Source organism: Nocardioides sp. GCM10023255 (genome assembly GCF_042653125.1).
In the GTDB taxonomy this organism is placed as follows: Bacteria; Actinomycetota; Actinomycetes; order Propionibacteriales; family Nocardioidaceae; genus Nocardioides.
Genome location: NZ_JBHSHU010000009.1, coordinates 15,494 through 35,820, shown reverse-complemented (window position 1 = coordinate 35,820; position 20,327 = coordinate 15,494). Strand labels below are relative to the sequence as shown.

The 20,327-nt window shown below is 74.4% G+C and carries 19 protein-coding genes and 1 tRNA gene; 9 read left to right on the top strand and 11 right to left on the bottom strand.

Annotated features, from left to right (window positions below):
* From ACFO9I_RS13925 to ACFO9I_RS13905, 5 genes are all read left to right on the top strand, one after another.
* Positions 1 to 1,059 (top strand): PLP-dependent cysteine synthase family protein, encoded by a 1,059-nt coding sequence (locus ACFO9I_RS13925; RefSeq protein ID WP_379181813.1) that lies wholly within the window; start codon positions 1 to 3, stop codon positions 1,057 to 1,059.
* 164 nt (positions 1,060 to 1,223) lie between these two features.
* On the top strand, positions 1,224 to 3,146 hold the full coding sequence (locus ACFO9I_RS13920) for a CocE/NonD family hydrolase (RefSeq protein ID WP_379181811.1): 1,923 nt from the start codon (positions 1,224 to 1,226) through the stop codon (positions 3,144 to 3,146).
* Positions 3,147 to 3,196: 50 nt separating this feature from the next.
* Positions 3,197 to 3,286, top strand: a tRNA-Ser gene (locus tag ACFO9I_RS13915).
* 68 nt (positions 3,287 to 3,354) lie between these two features.
* Complete coding sequence (locus tag ACFO9I_RS13910; RefSeq protein WP_379181809.1) at positions 3,355 to 4,803, top strand: glycoside hydrolase family 32 protein; 1,449 nt, start codon at positions 3,355 to 3,357, stop codon at positions 4,801 to 4,803.
* A 41-nt stretch (positions 4,804 to 4,844) separates the two neighbouring features.
* Positions 4,845 to 5,630, top strand: coding sequence for an MBL fold metallo-hydrolase (locus ACFO9I_RS13905; RefSeq protein ID WP_379181807.1), 786 nt, complete (start codon positions 4,845 to 4,847; stop codon positions 5,628 to 5,630).
* Between the two features lie 12 nt (positions 5,631 to 5,642).
* Here the strand turns inward: ACFO9I_RS13905 and ACFO9I_RS13900 are convergent, their stop codons facing one another.
* Positions 5,643 to 5,897, bottom strand: coding sequence for a GlsB/YeaQ/YmgE family stress response membrane protein (locus tag ACFO9I_RS13900; protein ID WP_379181806.1), 255 nt, complete (start codon positions 5,895 to 5,897; stop codon positions 5,643 to 5,645).
* Between the two features lie 114 nt (positions 5,898 to 6,011).
* Here ACFO9I_RS13900 and ACFO9I_RS13895 point away from each other — a divergent pair, with 114 nt between their 5' ends.
* Positions 6,012 to 6,281, top strand: a complete 270-nt coding sequence (locus tag ACFO9I_RS13895; protein WP_379181804.1) for a dsRBD fold-containing protein — start codon at positions 6,012 to 6,014, stop codon at positions 6,279 to 6,281.
* Between the two features lie 17 nt (positions 6,282 to 6,298).
* Here the strand turns inward: ACFO9I_RS13895 and ACFO9I_RS13890 are convergent, their stop codons facing one another.
* The 5 genes from ACFO9I_RS13890 to ACFO9I_RS13870 all read right to left on the bottom strand — a co-directional run bounded on the left by ACFO9I_RS13890 (position 6,299) and on the right by ACFO9I_RS13870 (position 12,112).
* Complete coding sequence (locus tag ACFO9I_RS13890; protein WP_379181802.1) at positions 6,299 to 7,453, bottom strand: alkaline phosphatase family protein; 1,155 nt, start codon at positions 7,451 to 7,453, stop codon at positions 6,299 to 6,301.
* A gap of 142 nt (positions 7,454 to 7,595) precedes the next feature.
* Entirely contained in the window at positions 7,596 to 10,166 is a 2,571-nt protein-coding gene (locus ACFO9I_RS13885; RefSeq protein ID WP_379181800.1) for a cation-translocating P-type ATPase, read from the bottom strand.
* Entirely contained in the window at positions 10,129 to 10,335 is a 207-nt protein-coding gene (locus ACFO9I_RS13880; protein WP_379181798.1) for a DUF1918 domain-containing protein, read from the bottom strand. Before ACFO9I_RS13880 ends, ACFO9I_RS13885 begins: the two co-directional genes overlap by 38 nt.
* A 38-nt stretch (positions 10,336 to 10,373) precedes the next feature.
* Positions 10,374 to 11,210, bottom strand: coding sequence for an ABC transporter permease (locus ACFO9I_RS13875; protein ID WP_379181796.1), 837 nt, complete (start codon positions 11,208 to 11,210; stop codon positions 10,374 to 10,376).
* Positions 11,207 to 12,112, bottom strand: a complete 906-nt coding sequence (locus ACFO9I_RS13870) for an ABC transporter ATP-binding protein (protein ID WP_379181794.1) — start codon at positions 12,110 to 12,112, stop codon at positions 11,207 to 11,209. The genes ACFO9I_RS13875 and ACFO9I_RS13870 overlap by 4 nt, the downstream gene beginning before the upstream one ends.
* Positions 12,113 to 12,417: 305 nt before the next feature.
* On the opposite strand from ACFO9I_RS13870, the gene ACFO9I_RS13865 reads away from it, so the two are divergent.
* Positions 12,418 to 13,182 carry a crotonase/enoyl-CoA hydratase family protein gene (locus tag ACFO9I_RS13865; protein ID WP_379181792.1) on the top strand — a complete coding sequence of 255 codons (765 nt, stop codon included), beginning with the start codon at positions 12,418 to 12,420 and terminating at the stop codon, positions 13,180 to 13,182.
* Between the two features lie 12 nt (positions 13,183 to 13,194).
* On the opposite strand, the gene ACFO9I_RS13860 is transcribed toward ACFO9I_RS13865, so the two are convergent.
* Positions 13,195 to 13,572 (bottom strand): hypothetical protein, encoded by a 378-nt coding sequence (locus tag ACFO9I_RS13860; protein WP_379181790.1) that lies wholly within the window; start codon positions 13,570 to 13,572, stop codon positions 13,195 to 13,197.
* Between the two features lie 56 nt (positions 13,573 to 13,628).
* The gene (locus tag ACFO9I_RS13855) at positions 13,629 to 15,161 is read right to left on the bottom strand and encodes a hypothetical protein (RefSeq protein WP_379181788.1); all 1,533 of its coding nucleotides are present in this window, start codon (positions 15,159 to 15,161) and stop codon (positions 13,629 to 13,631) included.
* A gap of 101 nt (positions 15,162 to 15,262) precedes the next feature.
* Here ACFO9I_RS13855 and ACFO9I_RS13850 point away from each other — a divergent pair, with 101 nt between their 5' ends.
* A complete protein-coding gene (locus ACFO9I_RS13850; RefSeq protein ID WP_379181786.1) occupies positions 15,263 to 16,141 on the top strand; it encodes an AAA family ATPase in 879 nt (292 codons plus the stop codon).
* Between the two features lie 18 nt (positions 16,142 to 16,159).
* On the top strand, positions 16,160 to 17,536 hold the full coding sequence (locus ACFO9I_RS13845; protein ID WP_379181784.1) for a vWA domain-containing protein: 1,377 nt from the start codon (positions 16,160 to 16,162) through the stop codon (positions 17,534 to 17,536).
* Positions 17,537 to 17,539: 3 nt separating this feature from the next.
* Here the strand turns inward: ACFO9I_RS13845 and ACFO9I_RS13840 are convergent, their stop codons facing one another.
* Genes ACFO9I_RS13840 through ACFO9I_RS13830 form a run of 3 tightly spaced genes read right to left on the bottom strand, consistent with a single transcriptional unit; the run spans position 17,540 to position 20,242 of the window.
* Complete coding sequence (locus ACFO9I_RS13840; RefSeq protein ID WP_379181783.1) at positions 17,540 to 18,874, bottom strand: hypothetical protein; 1,335 nt, start codon at positions 18,872 to 18,874, stop codon at positions 17,540 to 17,542.
* Positions 18,871 to 19,797, bottom strand: coding sequence for a hypothetical protein (locus ACFO9I_RS13835; RefSeq protein WP_379181781.1), 927 nt, complete (start codon positions 19,795 to 19,797; stop codon positions 18,871 to 18,873). The genes ACFO9I_RS13840 and ACFO9I_RS13835 overlap by 4 nt, the downstream gene beginning before the upstream one ends.
* A gap of 1 nt (position 19,798) precedes the next feature.
* A complete protein-coding gene (locus ACFO9I_RS13830; RefSeq protein ID WP_379181779.1) occupies positions 19,799 to 20,242 on the bottom strand; it encodes a hypothetical protein in 444 nt (147 codons plus the stop codon).
* Between the last annotated feature and the right edge of the window lie 85 nt (positions 20,243 to 20,327).

Sequence of the window (20,327 nt, the reverse complement as noted above, 5' to 3'; positions counted from 1 at the left end):
ATGACGGACTCCGACCGCGCCTGGGTGACCGAGGCGATCCGCCGGATCGAGGCCGACACGAACCGCAGCGCCGACACGCACCTGCACGTCTTCCCGCTGCCGCGGTCGTGGGGCGTCGACCTCTACCTCAAGGACGAGTCGGTCCACCCGACCGGCTCGCTCAAGCACCGGCTCGCCAGGTCGCTGATCCTCTACGGCCTCGCCAACGGCGACATCACCGACGGCACCACCCTGGTCGACGCCACCAGCGGGTCCACGGCGATCTCGGAGGCGTACTTCGCCGCGATGCTGGGCCTGGAGTTCGTCGCCGTCGTGCCCCGCGGCACCACCCGGGCCAAGCTCGACCTGATCGAGCGCGCCGGTGGTCGCTGCGACAAGGTCGAGCGTGCCGAGGAGATGTACGCCGAGGCCGAGCGGCTGGGCCGGCAGCCGGGGCACCACTACCTCGACCAGTTCGGACGGGCCTCGGTGGTCACGGACTGGCGCGGCAACAACAACATCGCGTGCTCGATCTTCGAGCAGATGGCCATGGAGCGGCACCCCGAGCCGGCCTGGATCGTGGTCGGCGCCGGAACCGGCGGCACCAGCGCCACCATCGGCCGCTACTGCCGCTACCGACGGACCGACACCCGCCTCGCGGTGGTCGACCCGGAGGGCTCGGCGTTCGCGGAGGCCTGGCGCACCCGCAGCTGCGAGGTGGTCGCCCGGGGCTCGCGGATCGAGGGGATCGGCCGTCCCCGGGTCGAGCCGTCCTTCGTGCCGACCGTGATCGACGAGATGATCCCCGTCGAGGACGGCGCCTCGGTCGCCGCGATGCGCGTGGTCGAGCGGGTCATCGGGCGCCGGGTCGGTGCCTCGACCGGCACCAACCTCGTGGGGGCGCTGGAGCTCGCCGTACGCATGCGGGACGCGGGCCAGGCGGGCAGCATCGTGACCCTGATCTGCGACGGGGGCGACCGCTACTCCGGCACCTACTGGGACGACGCCTGGGTGGCCGACCAGGGCTGGGACCTCGACCCGCACCTGGCCCGGCTGGAGCGCCTGCTCGAGCTGACCTGACCCGACCCCTTGTAACGCGGTGTCCACGCCTCCAGTGCGGTGGTGCAGCACCGCACCAGTGACGTGGACACCGCGTTACATGGGGCGTAGCGGGTGTGACCCGCATCACCTCCCATGACGTCGCCCCGGAGCCGGCGTTGGACGGGGGAGACCAGGGAGGCCCCGTGAACCACGCCCGCTCCACCGTCCGCCTGCTCGCCGGCCTGACCGCGTCGGCCCTCGTGGCGGGCACGCTCGCAGCGACCACCACGTCGTACGCCGGCCCTCGCGCCATGAGGCCGGCCGACCCGGGCGCCATGAGGTCCGCCGGCCCGTCCGGCGGCTGGGAGCCGCGGCCGGCCCGCTACCCCGGCACCGTGGTGGAGAAGGACCTCGCGATCCCGATGTCCGACGGCACGGTGCTGCGCGGCGACCTGACCCTGCCGGCCGACGCGGACGGCGAGGCGGTCGAGCGGCGGTTCCCGGTCGTCGTCACGATCACCGCCTACAACAAGACCGCGCTCGGCTCGTCCGGCGGCCTCGGTGGCACCGACCCCGGCTACCTGGTCCGTCGCGGCTACGCCCAGCTCACGGTCGACGCCCGCGGCACCGGCAGCTCCGAGGGCAGCTGGAACGCGTTCGGCCGCCGCGAGAACCGGGACGGCAAGGAGGTCGTCGAGTGGGCGCACGCGCGCCGGCGGCCGTGGAGCAACGGTCACGTCGGGATGAGCGGCCCGTCGTACATGGGGATCAACCAGATCTTCACCGCCGCCCAGCACCCCGCCGGCCTGGACGCGATCTTCCCGCAGGTGCCGGCGGGTGACGTCTACCGCGACGTCGTCGCCTCCGGCGGCCAGATCGACGTCGGTTTCATCCCGCTCTGGCTGGGCCTGGTGACGGCGACGGGCCTCGTCCCGCCGGCGACACTGGGCAGCGACAGCCGGTCGGGCGTCGCCGCGCTGCTCGACCATCTCGGCGCCGCCGGCTCGTTCACCGCGCCGCTGTTGCTCGACGCGGCGCTCGGCGGCGACGCGGCGTACGACGGGCCCTTCTACCGCGAGCGCTCGCCGCTGCGGGTGATCGACCGGGTGCGCGTGCCGACGTTCCTCGTGGGCGGCGAGCACGACCTGTTCCAGCGCGGGACGCCGATGCTCTTCGAGCACCTGCAGGCCAACGACGTCCCGACGAGGCTGATCGTCGGCCCCTGGGACCACCTGCAGGGCTCCTCCGGCGCCGACGTGGGCGACGCCGGCCACGGCACCCTCGCCGAGCTGCAGCTGCGCTGGTTCGACCACTGGCTGCGCGGCCGGCCCGACCCGGGCCTGGCCCGGGACGTCCCGCCGGTGACCCGCTACGAGCAGGGCAGCGGGCGCTGGCGCGCGTCCGACTCCTGGCTCCCGGCCGGCGCGCGGGCCCGCAGCTACCTGCTCTCCGGCGACGCCACCACCGGTGGAGCGGCCGGCACCCTGACCACGGGTACGCCGCAGCCCGGCACCGCTGACGTGCTCCCGGTCCCGGTGGCCGGGCTGTGCACCCGGTCGGCCGACCAGTGGACGGCGGGCCTGCCGAACGCCGTGCTGGCCGACAACCCGTGCTTCACCGACAACGCTCCCAACGACCGGGCCGGGGTCGTGTTCGAGACCGCACCGGTGACCCGGGCGGTCCGGTTCGCCGGCCCGATCAACGCGCACCTGTTCACCTCCAGCACCAGTGGCGACGGCATGCTGTCGGTGGCGGTCGAGGACGTCGCCCCCGATGGCACCGTCACCCGGCTCACCGGGGGCTGGCAGGTGCTCTCCCAGCGGGCCCTGGACGCGGACAGGACCCGGTACCTCGACGGCAGGGTGCTGCAGCCGTTCCACCCGTTCACCCGGGCCTCGAAGCAGCCGCTCGGGGACGGGGAGGTGGCCCCGGTCGATGTGGAGGTCTTCCCGACGGCGGCCAGCATCCGCCCCGGCCACCGGTTGCGGATCGCGGTCCAGGCCTTCGACGTGCCCCACCTGGCCCCGGCGGCCTCGGACCTGCCGGGCACCCTGGCGGTGATGACGATCCACGCCTCGCGGAGGTATCCCTCCGAGCTGACCGTCCCGTGGGTGGGAGCCCCCTGACCCCGGGAGCCGATTTCACCGCGCGGGCGCGCTCCGGTACTCTCTCCGGCGGTGGCGTGTCCGAGCGGCCGAAGGTGCATCACTCGAAATGATGTGTGGGGTCAAACCCACCGTGGGTTCAAATCCCACCGCCACCGCCATGTCGAAGGACCGGATCCCGTCACGGGGTCCGGTCCTTCGTCGTTCCTGACCGGAGAGGGACCCGACCGTGAGCGACCGCCGACCCGGCTACCACTTCACGCCGGCGCAGCACTGGATGAACGACCCGAACGGCCTCGTGCACCTCGACGGGACCCACCACCTCTTCTTCCAGCACAACCCGCGGGCGAACGAGTGGGGCAACATGAGCTGGGGCCACGCCACGAGCACTGACCTCGTGCACTGGACGGAGCACCCGGTCGCCCTGGTGCACCGCCCGGAGGAGCAGATCTTCTCCGGCTGCGTGGTGGTCGACCACCACAACACGTCCGGGTTCGGTGAGACCGGGGGCCCGGCGCCCCTCGTGGCCGTCTACACGAGCGTCTACGCCGACGGGCGCCAGGCCCAGTCGCTGGCCTTCAGCCTGGACGCGGGCAGCACGTGGACGACGTACGACGCCAACCCGGTGCTGGACCGCGGCTCCCGGCACTTCCGCGACCCGAAGGTCTTCTGGCACGCGACGGGGCAGGACGCGGGCCACTGGGTGATGGTGGCGGTCGAGGCCGAGGACCGCCTCGTCCTGCTCCACCGCTCCGACGACCTCACGAGCTGGACACCGCTCAGCACCTTCGACCCCGGCGACGGCGCCGAGGGGTTCCTGGAGTGCCCGGACCTGTTCGAGCTGCCGATCGACGGTGACGCCGACCGGTCGCTGTGGGTGCTCGTGGTCAGCGTCAATCCCGGCAGTCCGGCGGGTGGGTCCGGCACCCGCTACCACCTCGGTGAGTTCGACGGCACCACGTTCACGGTCCTGTCGGACGACACGACGGTCCCCGAGGAGCGACGCTGGCTGGACTGGGGCCGCGACTTCTACGCGGCGGTGAGCTTCGACAACGCGCCCGACGGTCGCCGGATCATGATCGGCTGGATGAGCAACTGGGACTACGCCCACGTGGTCCCGACCGAACCGTGGCGGGGCGCCATGTCCCTGCCCCGGGAGCTCTCGCTGCGGACGGTCGCCGACAGGGTCACGCTGGTGCAGCGACCAGCGCCCGAGCTGGCCGTGCTCGAGGGGTCCCCGAGCCCCGTGACGCCGGGGCCTTTCGTCCTGACCGGTGAGCTGGCCGTCCCCGGCGGCCCGCGCTACCGGCTCGACGTGACCTTCGACCACGTGGACGCGACGGAGCTCGGCCTGGACCTGTGCGTCGGTCGCGACGAGGTCACCCGGCTGCGCTACGAGCCCGGGACCGGCACGCTCAGCCTGGACCGTCGTGCCTCGGGGGACTCCGGGTTCAGCCCGTCCTTCGCCTCCGTCGACCGCGCCCCGGTCGCCCTCGAGGAGGGGAGGCTGCGGCTGGAGGTGTACGTCGACGTCGGCTCGGTGGAGGTCTTCGCCCAGGGCGGCACCGCCTGCCTGACCCAGCTGGTGTTCCCGGACCCGGACAGCACCGGACTCGCGCTCGTCTCCGCCGGTGGCACGACCCTCGTGCACGAGCTCGTGCACCGACCGATCACCTGAACCACGCCGGCGCCCGAGCAGCTGTTCCGTACCGTGGGGCCATGACAGGGAGCCTGGCCTTCACCTGGTGGGGGCACGCCTCGACGACGGTCGAGGTCGGCGGCGTGCGCATCGTCCTGGATCCGCTGCTGACCGATCGGCTCCTGCACCTGAGGAGGTACGGCGCGACGCCGTCGCTGGGTGCGGCCACCCGTGCCGACGTCGTGATGATCTCCCACCTGCACGCCGACCACTGCCACCTGCCGTCCCTGCGGCTGCTGCCCCGCTCGGCCACGGTCGTGGTCGCGCCCGGCGGCGCCGGGCTGGTCGGCCGGCTCGGCTTCGAGAGGGTCGTGGTGGCCGAGCCCGGGGAGGAGCTGCGGATCGAGGTGTCGACGGGGTCGTTCGACGTGCAGGTCCTCGCGGCCACGCACGACGGGCGTCGGCTGCCCCTGCCGCGGAGCACCGGCACCGCCGTGGGCTACCGGGTCGCGGGGGCGGGCCGCTCGTTCTGGTACCCCGGCGACACCGGGCTGCGCGAGGACATGCGCGAGGTCGAGCCGGTCGAGCTGGCGCTGGTGCCGGTCGGGGGGTGGGGGCCGAGCCTCGGCCCGGAGCACATGGACCCGGCCGAGGCGGCCGAGGCGGTGGACCGGGTCGGCGCCGCCTGGGCGGTGCCGGTGCACTGGGGCACCTTCTGGCCGGTCGGCCTGCGACGCCTGGCCAGGCGCCGCCATGAGCGCCTCTTCCTCACGCCGGGGGACAGGTTCGTCGCGGCCGTCAGCGCCGCGGGCCGCGCGAGCCCGCTGCTCGCGGCCACCGGGGAGCGCGTCTCGCTCGACGCCTGAGCGCCGGCAGGGTCAGACGCGGTCCTTGCCGGCCACGCTCTCGGCGACGCCGATCAGCATGACCGCGGCGACCACGGCCAGCACGAACCCGAGGACGTTGAGCTCCCAGATGCTGCCGGTGCCGAAGAACTGCGCGATGACGCCGCCGATCAGCGACCCCACCAGGCCGAGGCCGAGGGTGGCCAGGATGCCGAGGTTCTGCCGGCCGGGCTTGATGAGCCGTGCCAGGGCCCCGATGACGAGGCCGGCGACGAGGAATCCGATCATGCGGCCACGGTAGCCCGCCGACCCCAGACACGGGAGCGTCGCCTCGTGACCTTGGCCCCTGCCGGGCGCCTGCCGCGCGTGGGTCGATGAGGGTGACACCCCTCAGGAGGAGACATGCACACGAAGACGTGGACCGTGGAGATCTTCATCGGCGAGCAGGAAGGCCGCACCCACGCGGAGGCGCGGCTGAGCACGGAGAAGTCGGCGCGACCGCTGAGCGGCGAGGGCACCGCCCGGCTCAACCCCACCGACGCGAACGTGCCGGAGATCGGTGACGAGCTCGCCGCCTCACGCGCGCTGTCGGCACTGGCCCACCGGCTCCTCGACGTCGCGGCCGAGGACATCGGCGCGGTGACCGAGGAGCACGTGCGGCTCTACCGGTGATCGTCAGCCGGTGACACTCAGCCGGCCGCGGCGTACACGTCGCTGCCGAAGGCGCGCGCGTCGCGGGCGTAGCCCAGGGGCGCGAGGTCGAAGGTGTCCTCGACGGTGCGCAGCAGCGAGTAGTGGTTGTAGGGGGTGTCGTTGGTGGACCCGGGCGTGATGAACGGCGAGAGCAGCACGGCGCCGGTCCGGCCGCCGCCGAGGCCGTAGATGCCGGGCAGCGGGGCGTTGGGGGCAGGGCCCTCGCCGCAGCACGCCTCGGCTCCCTCGGCGGTGCCGGTGTCGGCCTCGTCGAACGTGACCACCAGGAGCCCGTCCTGCTGGAACGCCGGCGAGGCCAGGATCCGCGGGACCCACGTCCGCAGCCACTCGTCGGCGGTGGCCAGGCCGCCGGGCCGGCCGTCGACGCACGGGCTGTCGTGGCCGTCGTTGCAGAGGTTCGGGGTGATGTAGGAGAGGTTCGGCGTCGAGGCGACCGACGCGAGGTCGCCCGGCAGCTCGGAGAGGTCCACGTCGTGGGTCGCGCACGACGGTGACGACGTGATGCTCCTGAAGTAGACGAACGGGTTGTGCCGGGCGGCGTACTGGTCGCCGACCTCGGCCTGCTGGGTGTCGTCCGCGGTGTTCGCCTCGGGGTGGCGGCACGGCGTCCCCATGTCCTCCATGTAGCCGCGCCACGTCAGCCCCGCGGCCTCGAGCTGGTCCGCGACGGTCGTGACCGAGCGGGGGTAGACGCAGCCGGTGCCGACTGCCTGGCCGGGCGCCACCGTCGCCACCTGCACGAAGTCGGAGTAGACCTGGCAGTCGGCCTGGGTCTGGGCGTTCGGGCCCTGGCCGCTGATCTGCGCGACGTAGTTCGGCAGGCTGTTGTGCGCCGTGCCGTGGTACTGCGTGAGCAGCTGGCCCTGGTCGCGCAGCGTCCCGCTGAGGTACGGCGCCGCCGAGCCGGGCCCGAAGGTCTCGGTGTAGCCCTTGTTCTCGAGGTTGATCACGAACACGTGCCCGACGGCGGGGGTGGTCGACTCGCCCGTCGTCGCGGACACGACCGTGTAGGCCGCGTCGATCGTCTGGCTCAGCGGGGTCGCGGTGGACGACGCCAGCGCCAGCAGGCCGAGGGCGAGGGGCGCTGCGAAGCGGCGCGCGGCATCGTGGAGGGGGCTCCGGGAGAGCATGGGGCGGGGTCACTCCTGGGGTCGTCGACATGTCCTGACCGGCCCCCGTAGCCGTACAAGGTTCCCCGATGGGCCGGCGCCAAACCAAACGACGGAGCCGCCGGGCGGTGACGGCCGCCGTGACCCATCCCACACCGGGCGGTCAGGACGGTGGGGGCCGACGACGCCGGTGACGGACCCGCAGGAGCACCGCCAGCCCCGGCACCAGCGCGAGGCCGACGCAGGTGAGCGCGGCCGGCAGCGGCAGGCTCTCGGTGCCGAGCAGGCGCTGGAGGGGCGGCAGGTACACGCCGGCGACCTGGAGGAGCGCCGCGCCCGCCACCGCGACGTCGAGGGGGCGCCGCTCCCACCGGCGACCGGGCGCACGCAGCGCCATCGCCACCCCCAGCTGGGCCGAGCCGAGGGCCAGGAACACGGCGGACTGCACGTGCCAGCCGACCAGGTGCGCCATCAGCCCGACGCCCAGGGTGACCACGCCGATGGTGGCCCCGATCCAGCCGATCTCCGCGGCCAGGCCGGCACCGAGCACCGACTCGTCCGGCGACCGGGGTGGTTGCCGCATCGACTCGGCCCGGACCGGCTCGGCGCCGAACGCGACCCCCGGCAGGCCGTGCGTGAGCATGTTGATCCACAGGATCTGGCCGGGCAGCAGCGGCACGCCCAGGGCCAGCAGCGGTCCGAGGACGACCACGATGACCTCGGCCAGGCCGCCGGAGACGGCGTACCGGAGGAAGTTGCGGATGTTGGTGTAGATCCGCCGGCCCTCCTCGACGGCGACGACCACCGTGCGCAGGTCGTCGTCGGCGAGCACCAGGTCGGCCGCCTGGCGCGCCACCTCGGTCCCGCCCCGGCCCATGGCGACGCCGATGTCGGCGTTGCGCAGCGCCGGCGCGTCGTTGACCCCGTCGCCGGTCATCGCGACGACGTCGCCCCGCTCCTGCAGGGCCTGCACGATCTGCACCTTCTCCTCGGGACGGATGCGCGCGTAGACGCGGGTCTCGGCCAGGGACGCCGGGTCGACGCCGGCCTCCAGCTGCGGCCCGGTGACCGTCGTGGAGCCCTGCGCGGTGATGCCGAGCCGGCCGGCGATCGCGTCGGCGGTGACGGGGTGGTCACCGGTGACCAGGACGACCGTGATCCCTGCGGCGTGGCAGTCCGCGACCACCTCCCGCGACACCTCCCGGGGCGGGTCGGCGATGCCGACCAGGCCGACCAGCTCCAGGGGTACGTCGCCGGGATCGGTGCCGTCGTACGACGCGGCGTCGGCCACGGCGATCACCCGGAAGCCCTGCTCTGCCAGCCGGGTGGTCTCGGCGGCCGCGAGCCCACGAAGCTCGTCGGGGGCCGTGACCATCCCCAGCAGCACCTCGGGCGCGCCCTTGCAGACCCGCAGGCCCGTGCCGGACTCCGAGCGGTGCGTGGTCGCCATCCAGCCCCGCTCGGCCTCGAACGGCACCTCGTCCTCGCGGGGCCAGGCGCGGTGGACGTCGGCCGTGCTGGTGCCGCCCTTGGCCGCGAGGGCGAGCAGTGCCGCCTCGAGGGTGTCCCCGGCCGCTCCCCACGAGTCGCTGTCCGGAGTCGGCTCGACCAGCCGGGCGTCGTTGCAGAGCACGGAGTCGCGCAGCAGCCGGTCCAGCGCGGCCGCGGGGGCGGCCGGACCGTCGGGGACCACGTCGCCGTCGGGCGCGTACCCGGTGCCGGACACGTCGTACCGGTGCCCGGGCGGCAGCCAGACCGCCCCGGCGACCATCCGTCCCTCGGTGAGCGTGCCGGTCTTGTCGGAGGCCAGGACGGTGACCGAGCCCAGCGTCTCGACCGCGGGCAGGTGGCGCACCAGGGCGTGCCGCTGCGCCATCCGGTGCGCGCCCAGCGCCAGCGAGATCGTGACGACGGCGGGCAACGACTCCGGCACGGCCGCCACGGCCAGGCTGACGGCGAGGATCGAGGTCTGCACCAGCGGCTCGCCGCGGACCAGTCCGAGCACGACCACCACCACCCCGATCGCGAGCACCGCGAGCACCAGGTCGCGCGAGAGGCGCCGCAGCCGGCGCTGCAGCGGGGTCTCCCGCACCCGCGCCGTCGTGATCAGGCCCGCGATCCGGCCCAGGCCGCTGTCGGCCCCGGTCCGCAGCACCTCGCCCAGCCCGCGGCCCCGGGTCGCGACCGTGCCGGCCAGCACCTCGTCCCCGGCGGCGCGCTCGACCGGCTGGGACTCCCCGGTCATGGCCGACTCGTCGACGGTCAGGGTGACCGCCTCGACCAGCCGCAGGTCGGCAGGCACGATGCCGCCGGCGTCGAGCCGCACCAGGTCGCCGGGCACCACGTCGGCCGCCGGGACCTCGACGCGGCGGCCGTCGCGGACCACCTCGGCCACCGGCGCGGTCAGCTGGTCGAGCTCGGCGATGGCCTGGTCGGCCCGCAGGTCCTGGGTCACGCCGACCGCGGTGTTCACCACCACGACCAGCGCGATGACGCCGGCGTCGGCCGCGTCGCCGACCAGCACCGTGACCACACCCGCCGCGAGCAGCAGCAGGATCATCGGGTCGCGCAGCTGCGCGCCCACCCGGCCGAGCGGGCCGACCCGGCGCGGCCGGGGGAGCGCGTTGGGGCCGGCCTCGGCCAGCCGCCGCGCGGCCTCGTCCGAGGTCAGCCCGCGCGACGTCGTGCCGTCCGGGTCAGGTGTCGGAGTCGTCGTGGGGGAAGTGCTGGACATATGCGTCCGGTCCCGGGAAGGTCAGCGACTCGTGGCCGTTGTCCGACCAGCGCACCAGGTACGGCGGCGCGCCGTCCTCGCCGTGGACCTCCAGGATCTCGCCGTCGCGGACGGCCTCGTCGACGTGGGCGCTGCGGATGACCAGGCGGTCACCCTTGGTGGCGTGCATCGTGTTCTCCTCTCGTCGTGGGGTGGGTGCCGCCCCGGTCAGCCCGGTGCGGCGATGTCACGGCGGTCCAGCAGGGGCAGGGTCGCGACGGCCACGACGACGCAGCCGAGGGCCAGCCAGACGAAGTCCACGGGCAGGCCTCCGCCGAGCGGCCCGCTGGCGAGCGCCTGCTCGAGGGGCGAGAGGTGCTGCCACGGGTCGACGCCCTCCACGAGCAGGCCGGCGACGTAGAGGACGTAGCCGGCCACCGCGAGCGCGGCGGGCACGCCCACGGCCAGCGACCGCCGCCCGGTCGCCGCGCCCACCCCGAGGGCCAGCAGGCCGAACTCACTGCCGAGCAGCACCATCGCCAGGCAGCCGGACAACGTGTCCAGCGGGCCGATGCCCATGCCGATCGCCACGCTGCAGCCGAGCGTCACGGCGTACAACCCCACCCCGAGCAGCGCCACGCACGTGACGAGCGCGAGCGCCTTCTCCAGCAGGATCCGGCCGCTCGACAGCGGGGTCACCAGGAGCACGTCGAGCGTGCCGTCCTCCTCCTCGCCCGCCACCAGCCGGCCGCCCCGCCCGATCGCATAGACCAGGAACAGCGCGGGCAGCATCAGCGTGAAGAGCTCGGAGTTGATGAAGCCCAGGCCGCTGGTCATCGAGCTGACGTCGAAGAGCCGCTGCATGTAGTCCGGGTACTGCTCGAAGAGCTTCTCGATGTCCGGCATGTCCTTGAACGACGGCCAGATCAGCGACTCGGTGACCACGAGCAGCGCGATCCCGACCGACCAGCCGACCAGCCCGTGCCGATGGTCGCGCAGGCTCTTGCGGTAGACGCTGCGCAGGAGGAACGGCGTCTGGTCGGGCACCGTCGGTGGTGCGGTCACGCGGCTCGCCACGGCTCACCTCGCGTGTAGTACTGGAGGAACACCTCGGTCAGGTCGGCCTCGTGGGTCACGACGTTCTCGACGCCGTACGACGCCACGGCGCGCAGCAGGGTCTCGGCCGAGCCGGCCAGCACCAGGTGCGCCGTCCGGTCGTGCACCCGGACCTCGCTCACCTGGGGGCAGCCCTGCAGCACCTCGAGCGGCACCTGGTGGGTGAACGTCAGGTCCCAGCGCCGCACCACCTGCGCCCGCAGCTCGGGGATGGTCGCGGTCCGGACCAGCCGGCCCTCGCGCAGGATCGCCACCGTGTCGGCCACGGCCTCGACCTCGGACAGGATGTGCGAGGACAGGAACACGGTGGCTCCCGCCCGGCTCGCCTCGCTCACCAGGGTGAGGAACTCCTGCTGCATGATCGGGTCGAGGCCGGTCGTGGGCTCGTCCAGGACGAGCAGGTCCGGCCGGTGCATGAACGCCTGGACCAGGCCCACCTTCTGCTGGTTCCCGTGCGAGAGGGTGCCGATCCGCCGCGACAGGTCGAGGTCGAAGCGGTCGCCGAGCCGCTGGACGTCCGCCCAGTCGACGCCGCCGCGGAGCGCGGCCAGGTAGTGCAGGTACTCGGCGCCGGTGAGGTCGGGGTACGCCACGAACCGGCCGGGCAGGTAGCCCACCCGGCGCTGCACCTCGTCCGGTCGGTCCGCCACGTCCATGCCGAGCACCTCCGCCCGGCCCGACGTGGGGCGCAGCAGCCCGGTCAGCAGCCGGATCGTGGTGGTCTTGCCGGCGCCGTTGGGCCCGAGGTAGCCGAACACCGAGCCGGTCGGGACGGTCAGGTCGAGGCCGTGCAGCGCGACGACGCGGCGGAACTCCTTGCGCAGCCCGCTGGTCTCGACGGCGGCCGTCATCCGGGTCTCCTCACCCTCGTCTGCCTGCGACGCTAGAGCGCCGGGAGTGGCCGCCTCAGGGGCCAAGGTCCTGCGCCGGGGGTGCGCTTCGCCACCTCGCGGCCCCGGGCCGGGACCGGATCGGGACCTTGGCCCCTGGGGCCGCGCCCGCCCCGCGGCTTGACTGGGTGATGCGACGAGGAGAGCCAGACCAAGGTTGCGGGACCGAGGACCGGGAGACCGGACCGACGCCCGAGACTCCATTACCCGTGTCAAACGGGATGAGGCTCTCCTCGTCCACCCACGTCCCCACCTACGCTGGCCCGATGACCGTCCGCGTCGAGCGCCGAGGCCCCGTCACCACCGTGGTCCTCGACCGTCCTGAGGTCCGCAACGCCGTGGACGGACCCACGGCACGGGCGCTCGCCGAGGCGTTCCGGGACTTCGACGCCGATCCGTCCGCCGCGGTCGCGGTGCTGTACGGCGCCGGCGGCACCTTCTGCGCCGGGGCTGACCTCAAGGCCGTCGGCACCGCGACCGGCAACCGGGTCGCGGAGGGCGGCGACGGCCCGATGGGGCCGACCCGGATGCGGCTGTCCAAGCCGGTCGTGGCCGCGATCGAGGGCCACGCGGTCGCAGGCGGTCTCGAGCTCGCCGCCTGGTGCGACCTGCGGGTGGCCGCCGCCGACGCGGTCCTCGGGGTGTTCTGCCGCAGGTGGGGGGTGCCCCTGGTCGACGGCGGCACGGTCCGGCTGCCGCGGTTGATCGGGACCAGCCGGGCGCTCGACCTGATCCTCACCGGCCGTCCGGTCGGCGCGGACGAGGCCGAGCGGATGGGCCTGGTCAACCGGGTCGTCCCCGCCGGCACCGCCCGGGAGGCCGCCGAGGCGCTGGCGGCGTCGCTCGCCGCGTTCCCCCAGGAGTGCCTGCGCGGTGACCGCCTCTCCGTGCTGGAGCAGGAGGGTCTCCCGGCGCCGGCCGCGATGGCCGGGGAGCTCGCGCACGGGCTCCGCTCGCTGGCCGCCGGCGCCCTCGACGGTGCCGCGCGCTTCACGTCCGGTGCGGGCCGGCACGGCTCGTTCGAGGACTGAGCCGGGCCGCCGTCAGCGCGGCGGGCGCAGGCAGACGGCCACCAGCGAGGTGGGCCCGTGGTCCTTGAAGACCTGCCAACCCCGGTCGAACGACACCAGCTCGATGGTGCCCTGCGGGCGGCGGATGATCGCCGAGCGAGGGATCGCCGTCTGCCCGAAGCCCTCGGTGCTGCAGTCGTAGCGCGCCATCAGGGACCGCACCTGGGCGGTCTCCGGGGTCTCCACCCGGGTCTGCGACGTCGGGTCGGAGGTGTCGCTCATGCCGGTGACGTCGAGGCCGCCGGGCAGCAGGGCCGTCGCGACCGCTGCGGCCACGACCGTCACGCCGGCGGCCTGGACCAGGTGGTCGCGCAGGCGGCGGGGCGGGCGGCGGCGGGGTTGCGGTGCCATGACGGCCCAACGAGCGCACGGCAGGAGGGTCACGCTCGACCGGACCGCTGGAGGGCTCAGGAGACGCTGCACCACGCAGGAGCGGCGGGCAGCGACCTGTGCACGCCGTCGTGCAGGAGGACGGGGACGCCGCACACCGTGCCGACCACCCGGTAGTGCTCGGCCAGGGCGTTCCCCACCCGACCGGTCGGGTCGAGGTGCCACGAGTCGAGCGGCGAGGACTCGACCACCCAGGTCGGAGCCCGGCCGCCCTCCAGCCGGCGCACCAGGTGGACCAGGTCCGGGTCGAGCGTGCGCATCGGCAGGCTCCACAGGTACGGGTAGGCCGGGGTCAGACCGGAGGCGGCGAGGATGTCGGCGCGCCCGTAGGTGACCAGCCCGCTGTCGCCGGGGTGGCTGGCGGCGTGCAGCCACGCGGCCACCGCGCTGCCCTGGTGCTCCCCGGCAGGCTGGTACGCCGCGGCGCGCATGCCCGTCACGACCACCGCCGAGGCGAGCACGAACGCCATGCCGGGCACCACGGGGAGCCGGCGGCGCAGCCCGGCACCGGCCGCCAGCGCGGCGACCAGCACCACGCCCGGGACGAGCCCGATCAGGTAGTGCGCCCAGTAGCTCCCGCCGAGCACCACGCCGACCGCCTCGAACGCCACCATCGCGAGGACCGCCACCGTCACCGGGTCGCCGCGGCGTACGCCGGGGAGGAGCGACCACAGTCCCGGGACCACGACCAGGGCGAGGCCGCTGAGCAGGGTGAGCGCGAGCAGGGAGACCGCCCGGTCGTGGGTGGCGCTCGAGGAGTAGCCGACCATGACCGACGCCGCGTCGAGCCGGAACTGGTACAGCGTGAACCAGAGCGTCCCCGCGCCCGGTCCCTCGGTCTGGGCCCAGAGCGCCGTCGCCGCCAGCGGGAGCAGGGCCCCCGCTGCGCCCACTCCGACGACGCGCACGGCCCGGCGCCACGGCCAGGCGCCCGTGGCGGCGCCGGTCAGGGCGAGCACCAGGCCGAGGACCAGGGCGCCGGCGAGGTTCTGCTTGACCAGCAGCGCGCCGCCGGCCAGCACTCCGGCGAGCACCAGCAACAGGTCGTCGCGGCCGGGCCGGAAGCTGCGCAGCGCGGCGAGCAGCGCCAGGCAGGCCAGCATGGTCAGCGGGGCGCCGAGCAGCTCGCCGTTCACCTCCACCGAGCCCAGCAGCGGGTTGGCGGCGAGCGCGGCGCCGACGAACGCTGCCCACGTCGTCCCCCGTCGTCCCGCGAGCAGGTGGCCGCAGCCCGCGGCGGCGACCACCAGCACCGCGGTCGTCAGCAGGGCCAGCAGCCGGGCGGCCTCGAGGCCACCGAGGTCGACCGCGAGCCTCCAGAACATGACGAGCGCCGGGGGCCGGTCGACGAAGAGGTGCCCGTAGAGCGTCGGACCGCCCTCGCGCCAGTGCCGCGCCACGAGCATCAGCCCGCCCTCGTCGGGGTAGGCGACGTGCTGCACGAAGGGGAGCCGCAGCCCGAGGGCCAGCAGCACCGCGCCCGCGGTCACGACCACGGGTGAGCCGAGCACGTGGAGTGTCCGCCCGAGCCGGAGCGGCACCGCTCCCATGCCACCGACGCTAGGTCGCATCCGTGAAGCCCGGATGAACCGAAGGTCCCGCGAGAGCGGGCGGGAGTCACCGCCGGGCGCGGGTCTCCTAGGCTCGCGTCGTGACCTCCGCCTGGTTCTCCTCCCCGTCCGACGCCGCCGACCGCCTGGCGGGCGCCGGCTACCTGGCCGACCCGGCGACCGCCACGACGGCGTACCTCGCCGGCGCGCTGGAGAAGCCGCTGCTCGTCGAGGGGCCGGCCGGTGTGGGGAAGACCGAGCTCGCCAAGGCGGTGGCCCGGGCGACCGGGGCCGACCTGGTCCGGCTGCAGTGCTACGAGGGACTCGACGAGGCGCGGGCGCTCTACGAGTGGAACTACAAGAAGCAGCTGCTCCGCATCCAGGCCTCGCAGGGCGACAGCCGGACGTGGTCGGAGACCCACGACGACATCTTCACCGACGAGTTCCTGCTGACCCGCCCGCTGCTGACCGCGATCCGGCGCGCGGAGCCGACGGTGCTGCTGGTCGACGAGGTCGACAAGACCGACGTCGAGGTGGAGGGCCTGCTGCTGGAGGTGCTCTCGGACTTCCAGGTCACGATCCCCGAGCTCGGCACCGTCGCGGCCGTGCGCCGGCCGTTCGTGGTGCTCACCTCCAACGCCACCCGTGAGCTCTCCGAGGCCGTCAAGCGGCGCTGCCTCTACCTCCACCTGGACTATCCCGACGCCGAGCGGGAGCGCGAGATCGTCACCTCGCAGGTGCCCGACCTCGAGCAGCGCGTCGCCGAGCAGCTGGTGGCCACGGTCGGTCGGCTGCGCGAGCTGGAGCTGAAGAAGGCCCCCTCCATCGCCGAGTCGGTCGACTGGGCGCGCACGCTGATCGCCCTCGAGATCGGCGACCTCGACGAGCGGGCGGTGGCCGAGACACTCGGCGTCGTCCTCAAGCACGCCTCCGACCAGGACCGCGCGGTGCGCGAGCTCAAGCTCGCCCGGCGCTCGTGACGCGAGGCTGACGGCGCCATGTCCCTGACCGGCTCGCACATCGCGTTCCTCGAGGCGCTGCGCGGCGCCGGGCTGCCGGTCTCGCTGGCCGAGGGGGTCGACGCCGTGGCGGCTCTCCGGGTGCTCCCGTGGGACGACCGCTCGACGGTGCGGGAGGCGTACGCCGCCACCCTGGTCAAGCGGCACTCCCAGCGCGCCACCTTCGACACGCTCTTCGACCTCTACTTCCCCCGCCTGGTCGGCGAGGGCGTCGCCGCCGAGCCCGACGAGGGCGAGGGCGGTGTCCGGGACAACGCGGCCGCGCTCGCCTCGTTCCGGGAGCGACTGCTCGAGGCCCTGACCTCGGACGACGCGGCCGGGGAGCGGCAGGAGCAGCTGCGGCTGGCGGTCGAGATGGTCGGCCGGTTCGGTGCGATGCCCGGCCGTGGGCCGGGGCTGTCCTCGTGGTCCGCGTACACCGCGCTGAACCGGGTGTCGCCCGCCGAGCTGACCGACCGCATCGTCGCGGCCCTGCTGGCCGAGGGCCGCACCGAGGAGGAGGCGGCGCGGGTGGCGGGTCGCCGGGTCGGCGCGTTCACCCGCATGGTCGAGGACGACGCCCGGCGCCGGATCGCGGAGGAGAAGGGTGCGGACCACGTCGCCGACGTGGCCGTGCGGCCGACCATCGACCGGCTCGACTTCACCTCCGCGCGCAGGGCGGACCTCGAGGAGATGCGGCGCGAGATCTACCCGCTCGCACGTCGGCTCGCGACCAGGCTCACCCGGGAGCACCACGCCCGTCGCCGCGGGCCGCTCGACTTCCGGCGCACGGTCCGGGCGTCCATCTCGACCGGCGGCGTCCCGCTGGTCACCCACCACAAGCCGAAGCGCCCGCACCGCACCGAGCTGGTGGTGCTCTGCGACGTGAGCGGGTCGGTGGCGAGCTTCGCCCAGTTCACGCTGCTGCTGGTCTTCGCGCTGCGCGAGCAGTTCCAGAACCTGCGCGCCTTCACGTTCGTCGACGACGTGCACGAGGTGACCGGGCACTTCCGGCCGGGTGCCGACGTCGCGGACGTGATGGCGGACCTCGCGGCCAGCACCGCCCACGCAGCCCTGTGGGGGCGCACCAACTACGGTCGCGCGTTCTCGACGTTCGCCGGGCGCTTCCCCGACGTGCTCGGCCCCAAGTCGTCGCTGCTGGTGCTCGGCGACGCCCGCTCGAACTACAGCGACCTCTCCCTGCCGGTGCTCGCCGAGCTGGCGGGGACGGCGCGCCACGCCTGGTGGCTCAACCCCGAGCACCGGCGGCACTGGGACACCGGCGACTCGGCCGCCCGTGCCTACGGCGACGTGGTGCCGATGGTGGAGTGCCGCAACCTGACGCAGCTCGGGGAGTTCGTGCACGACCTCCTGTGAGCGCTATCCCGCCAGGTAGCCCAGCTCCTGGATGCGCTGGATCTCCGCGCGCACCTCAGGGTGCGGGGCGGAGTCGGCGGCGCGACCACCGGCGACGTACGCGCCGTGGCCCTGCTGGCCCGCGCCGTCGTAGACCACCGTGAGCCGGTTGCCCGCCCCCGCGTTGACCAGCGAGCCGAGCAGCGCCACCGGGTCCGAGCGGTCCTCCAGCGCGAGGACCCGCGTGGCCTCGGGGATCCGGGGCACACCAGCGGACGGGGCGCCCGTCGTGACCAGCTGCTCGACGGCGAAGGTCTCCGAGGTGTGGGTCGCGGCCACCTCGGCCGCGGCGACCCCGCCCCGGGCCGACCCGACCAGCATGACCCGGGCGTCCGGGACGCCCTCGACCGCGGCCTCGAGGGCGCGCACCACCTGACGGGTGTACGCCGAGTGGTCGCCCCCGACGAGCCGCAGCCGGCGGTCCGAGCCGCCGTCGGGCCCGGAGAGGTAGGCGATGAAGCGGGACGTGTCGACCTGCTGGACGACGACGCTGCGCGGGGCCTCGGCCAGCGTGGTCATCAGCTCCTCGAGGTTGCGCGGCGCCGCCGACCGCGCGGTGTCGGCGGCCTCCTCGACGGGAGGGACCTCGACGAGCCCGCCGGCGATGTCGCGCAACGCCGAGCCCGCGTCGACGGGGAACGGCTCGACGCCGGCGGCCCGGAGCCCGCCGCGGGCGGCCAGCCGGCCGCGCTCGCCGGCCAGCACGCCGGTGGTCAGCAGCGACCGCATCTGCAGGCCGTCGAGCAGCCCGCCGCCGCCGCTGGTGACGTGGTCCATGAGCTCGGGGTTGTTCTCCGCGAGCTCGCTGAGGTAGGCCGCGACCCCGTCCCGGTCCAGCGCGTCGGTCTCGATCAGGCCGGCCGAGACGATCGCGCCACCGAGCGCGACCTCGGGGGCGAGGTAGCCGATGGCCCGCCCGGCGATCGCGCCCAGGGTCTTGTACGCCGCGTCCTGCAGCTCGTCGATCCAGCGGTAGGTGAGCACGGTCGCGCGGACGATGAGCGCGTCCGCATCGAGCTCGACCGACCTGGTCAGCAAGCCGTGCTTGCCGGTGGTCGCGGCCCGGATGTCGTCCTCCGCCACGGCGAAGGTCGGCGGCGAGAGCTCCGCGGACTCGGCGACCGCGGGGTCACCGAGCACCTCGGCCCCGAGGCGGGCCCGCCCGCGCATCTCCTCCCCGGCGCTGTCGAACAGCGCGGCGAGCCGCAGCATGCGGTCGTACTTGTCGTCCAGGTCGGCGGACTCGACCGCAGTCAGCGGGGTGTCCCGCACCTCGTCGGAGCCGGCACGCTCGGTCATGACGTCACCTCCGCGAGGACGGGGGCCAGCCCGGTGGCCAGGTCGCCGGGCTCGACGCGCCGGATCTCGACCCGGTGCTCGTCCCCCTCGCGGCGCGGCCGCAGGGCGTGCCACCCGTCGGCGAGCAGCACCCAGGAGACCACGCCCGCCACCAGCGTGTCCTTGCCGGAGACGTCCGCGACCATGGCGCGCAGCCGGCCCCGGGTCTCGGTCCCGAGCGCGGTCATCAGCCCGGCCACGTCGGCGTCGGCCAGGGGCGTCCCCTGCTCGTCGCGGACCGCGCCGGCGTGCTGGGCCACCAGCACCGGCACCAGGTCGGAGCGGCCGCCGCGGGCCGCCTCGCCGGCTGCGTCGAGCAGCTCGTACGGCAGGTCGACGACCGGGGGGAACGCGGAGTCGTGGAGGGTGAGGTCCTCGGGCACCACGGCCACGCGGGCCAGCTCGCCCGGCCACTGCGCGACCGGGAACCACGCCACCTCGAAGACGATGCCGTCGACCGTCGAGAGGGTGGCCACGGCGTCGTCGGCCTGTCGGTGCCAGGCCTTGGCGCGGACGCTGCCCACGCCGATGTCGAGGTCGAGGGCGATCGCCGGGGTGGCCAGCAGGCCGACCGCACCGACGAGGCCCGGGTCGACGACTTCGCCCTCCAAGAGCCCGCGCCGGGCGAGGCTGGTGGCCGGGTCGTGCAGCGCGGCGAGTGCCGCGGCGCACGCCTCGTCCTCGGTGGACGCCCGGCTCTGGCCGAGGCGGCCGTCCAGGGTGGTCGTGCCGGCGGGATCCACGACGTCGAAGGGGAGCGGCGCGTCGCCGGCACGCTCGGCGACCAGGCGCAGCTCCGGCAGGGTGAGCGCCGCCCGGCGGGGCAACGCGTCGAGGAGCCCGGAGGGCTCGGGTGGCGGGGTGCTCAGGTCGATGGTGGGCATGTCAGAGTCCCGGGATCTCGACGGTCAGCCAGTCCTTGTGGCCGCGTGGCGGTGGGGTGAACGCGGCGAGCCTGGCGTCGGCAGGGTCGGGGGAGCGGCGTAGGCCGGCGGGGTCGGCGTGTGCCTCCACGCGGGCGACGCGGGTGCGCGCCTCGGTGACCAGTGCGTCGGCCCGGCGCTCGGTGCTCGCGATGGTCTCCTTGAGCGACTCGACCTCGAGCAGGTGACGCTCGAGCGACTCGGCCGCGGTCTCGTGCCGCGCGGCGGCCTCGCGCACCTGCGCCGCCCGGTCGCGGATGCGCTGGCGCATCGAGTCGGCGGCCCGGCCGGTCCACGCGATGGACTCGGTGCGGGCCACGAGCTGGTCGGCCAGGGCGCGCAGGTCGACTCCCTGCTCGCGTAGCTGGGCGGCGCGCCTGCGCATGACGCCCGAGTCGCCGTACATCCGTCACTCACAACCTTTCAGGGTGGTACCCGGCCGCTTTCCCGCGGAGCGGGTCGACGAAACCCGGGAACCGGCTAGGGCTCGT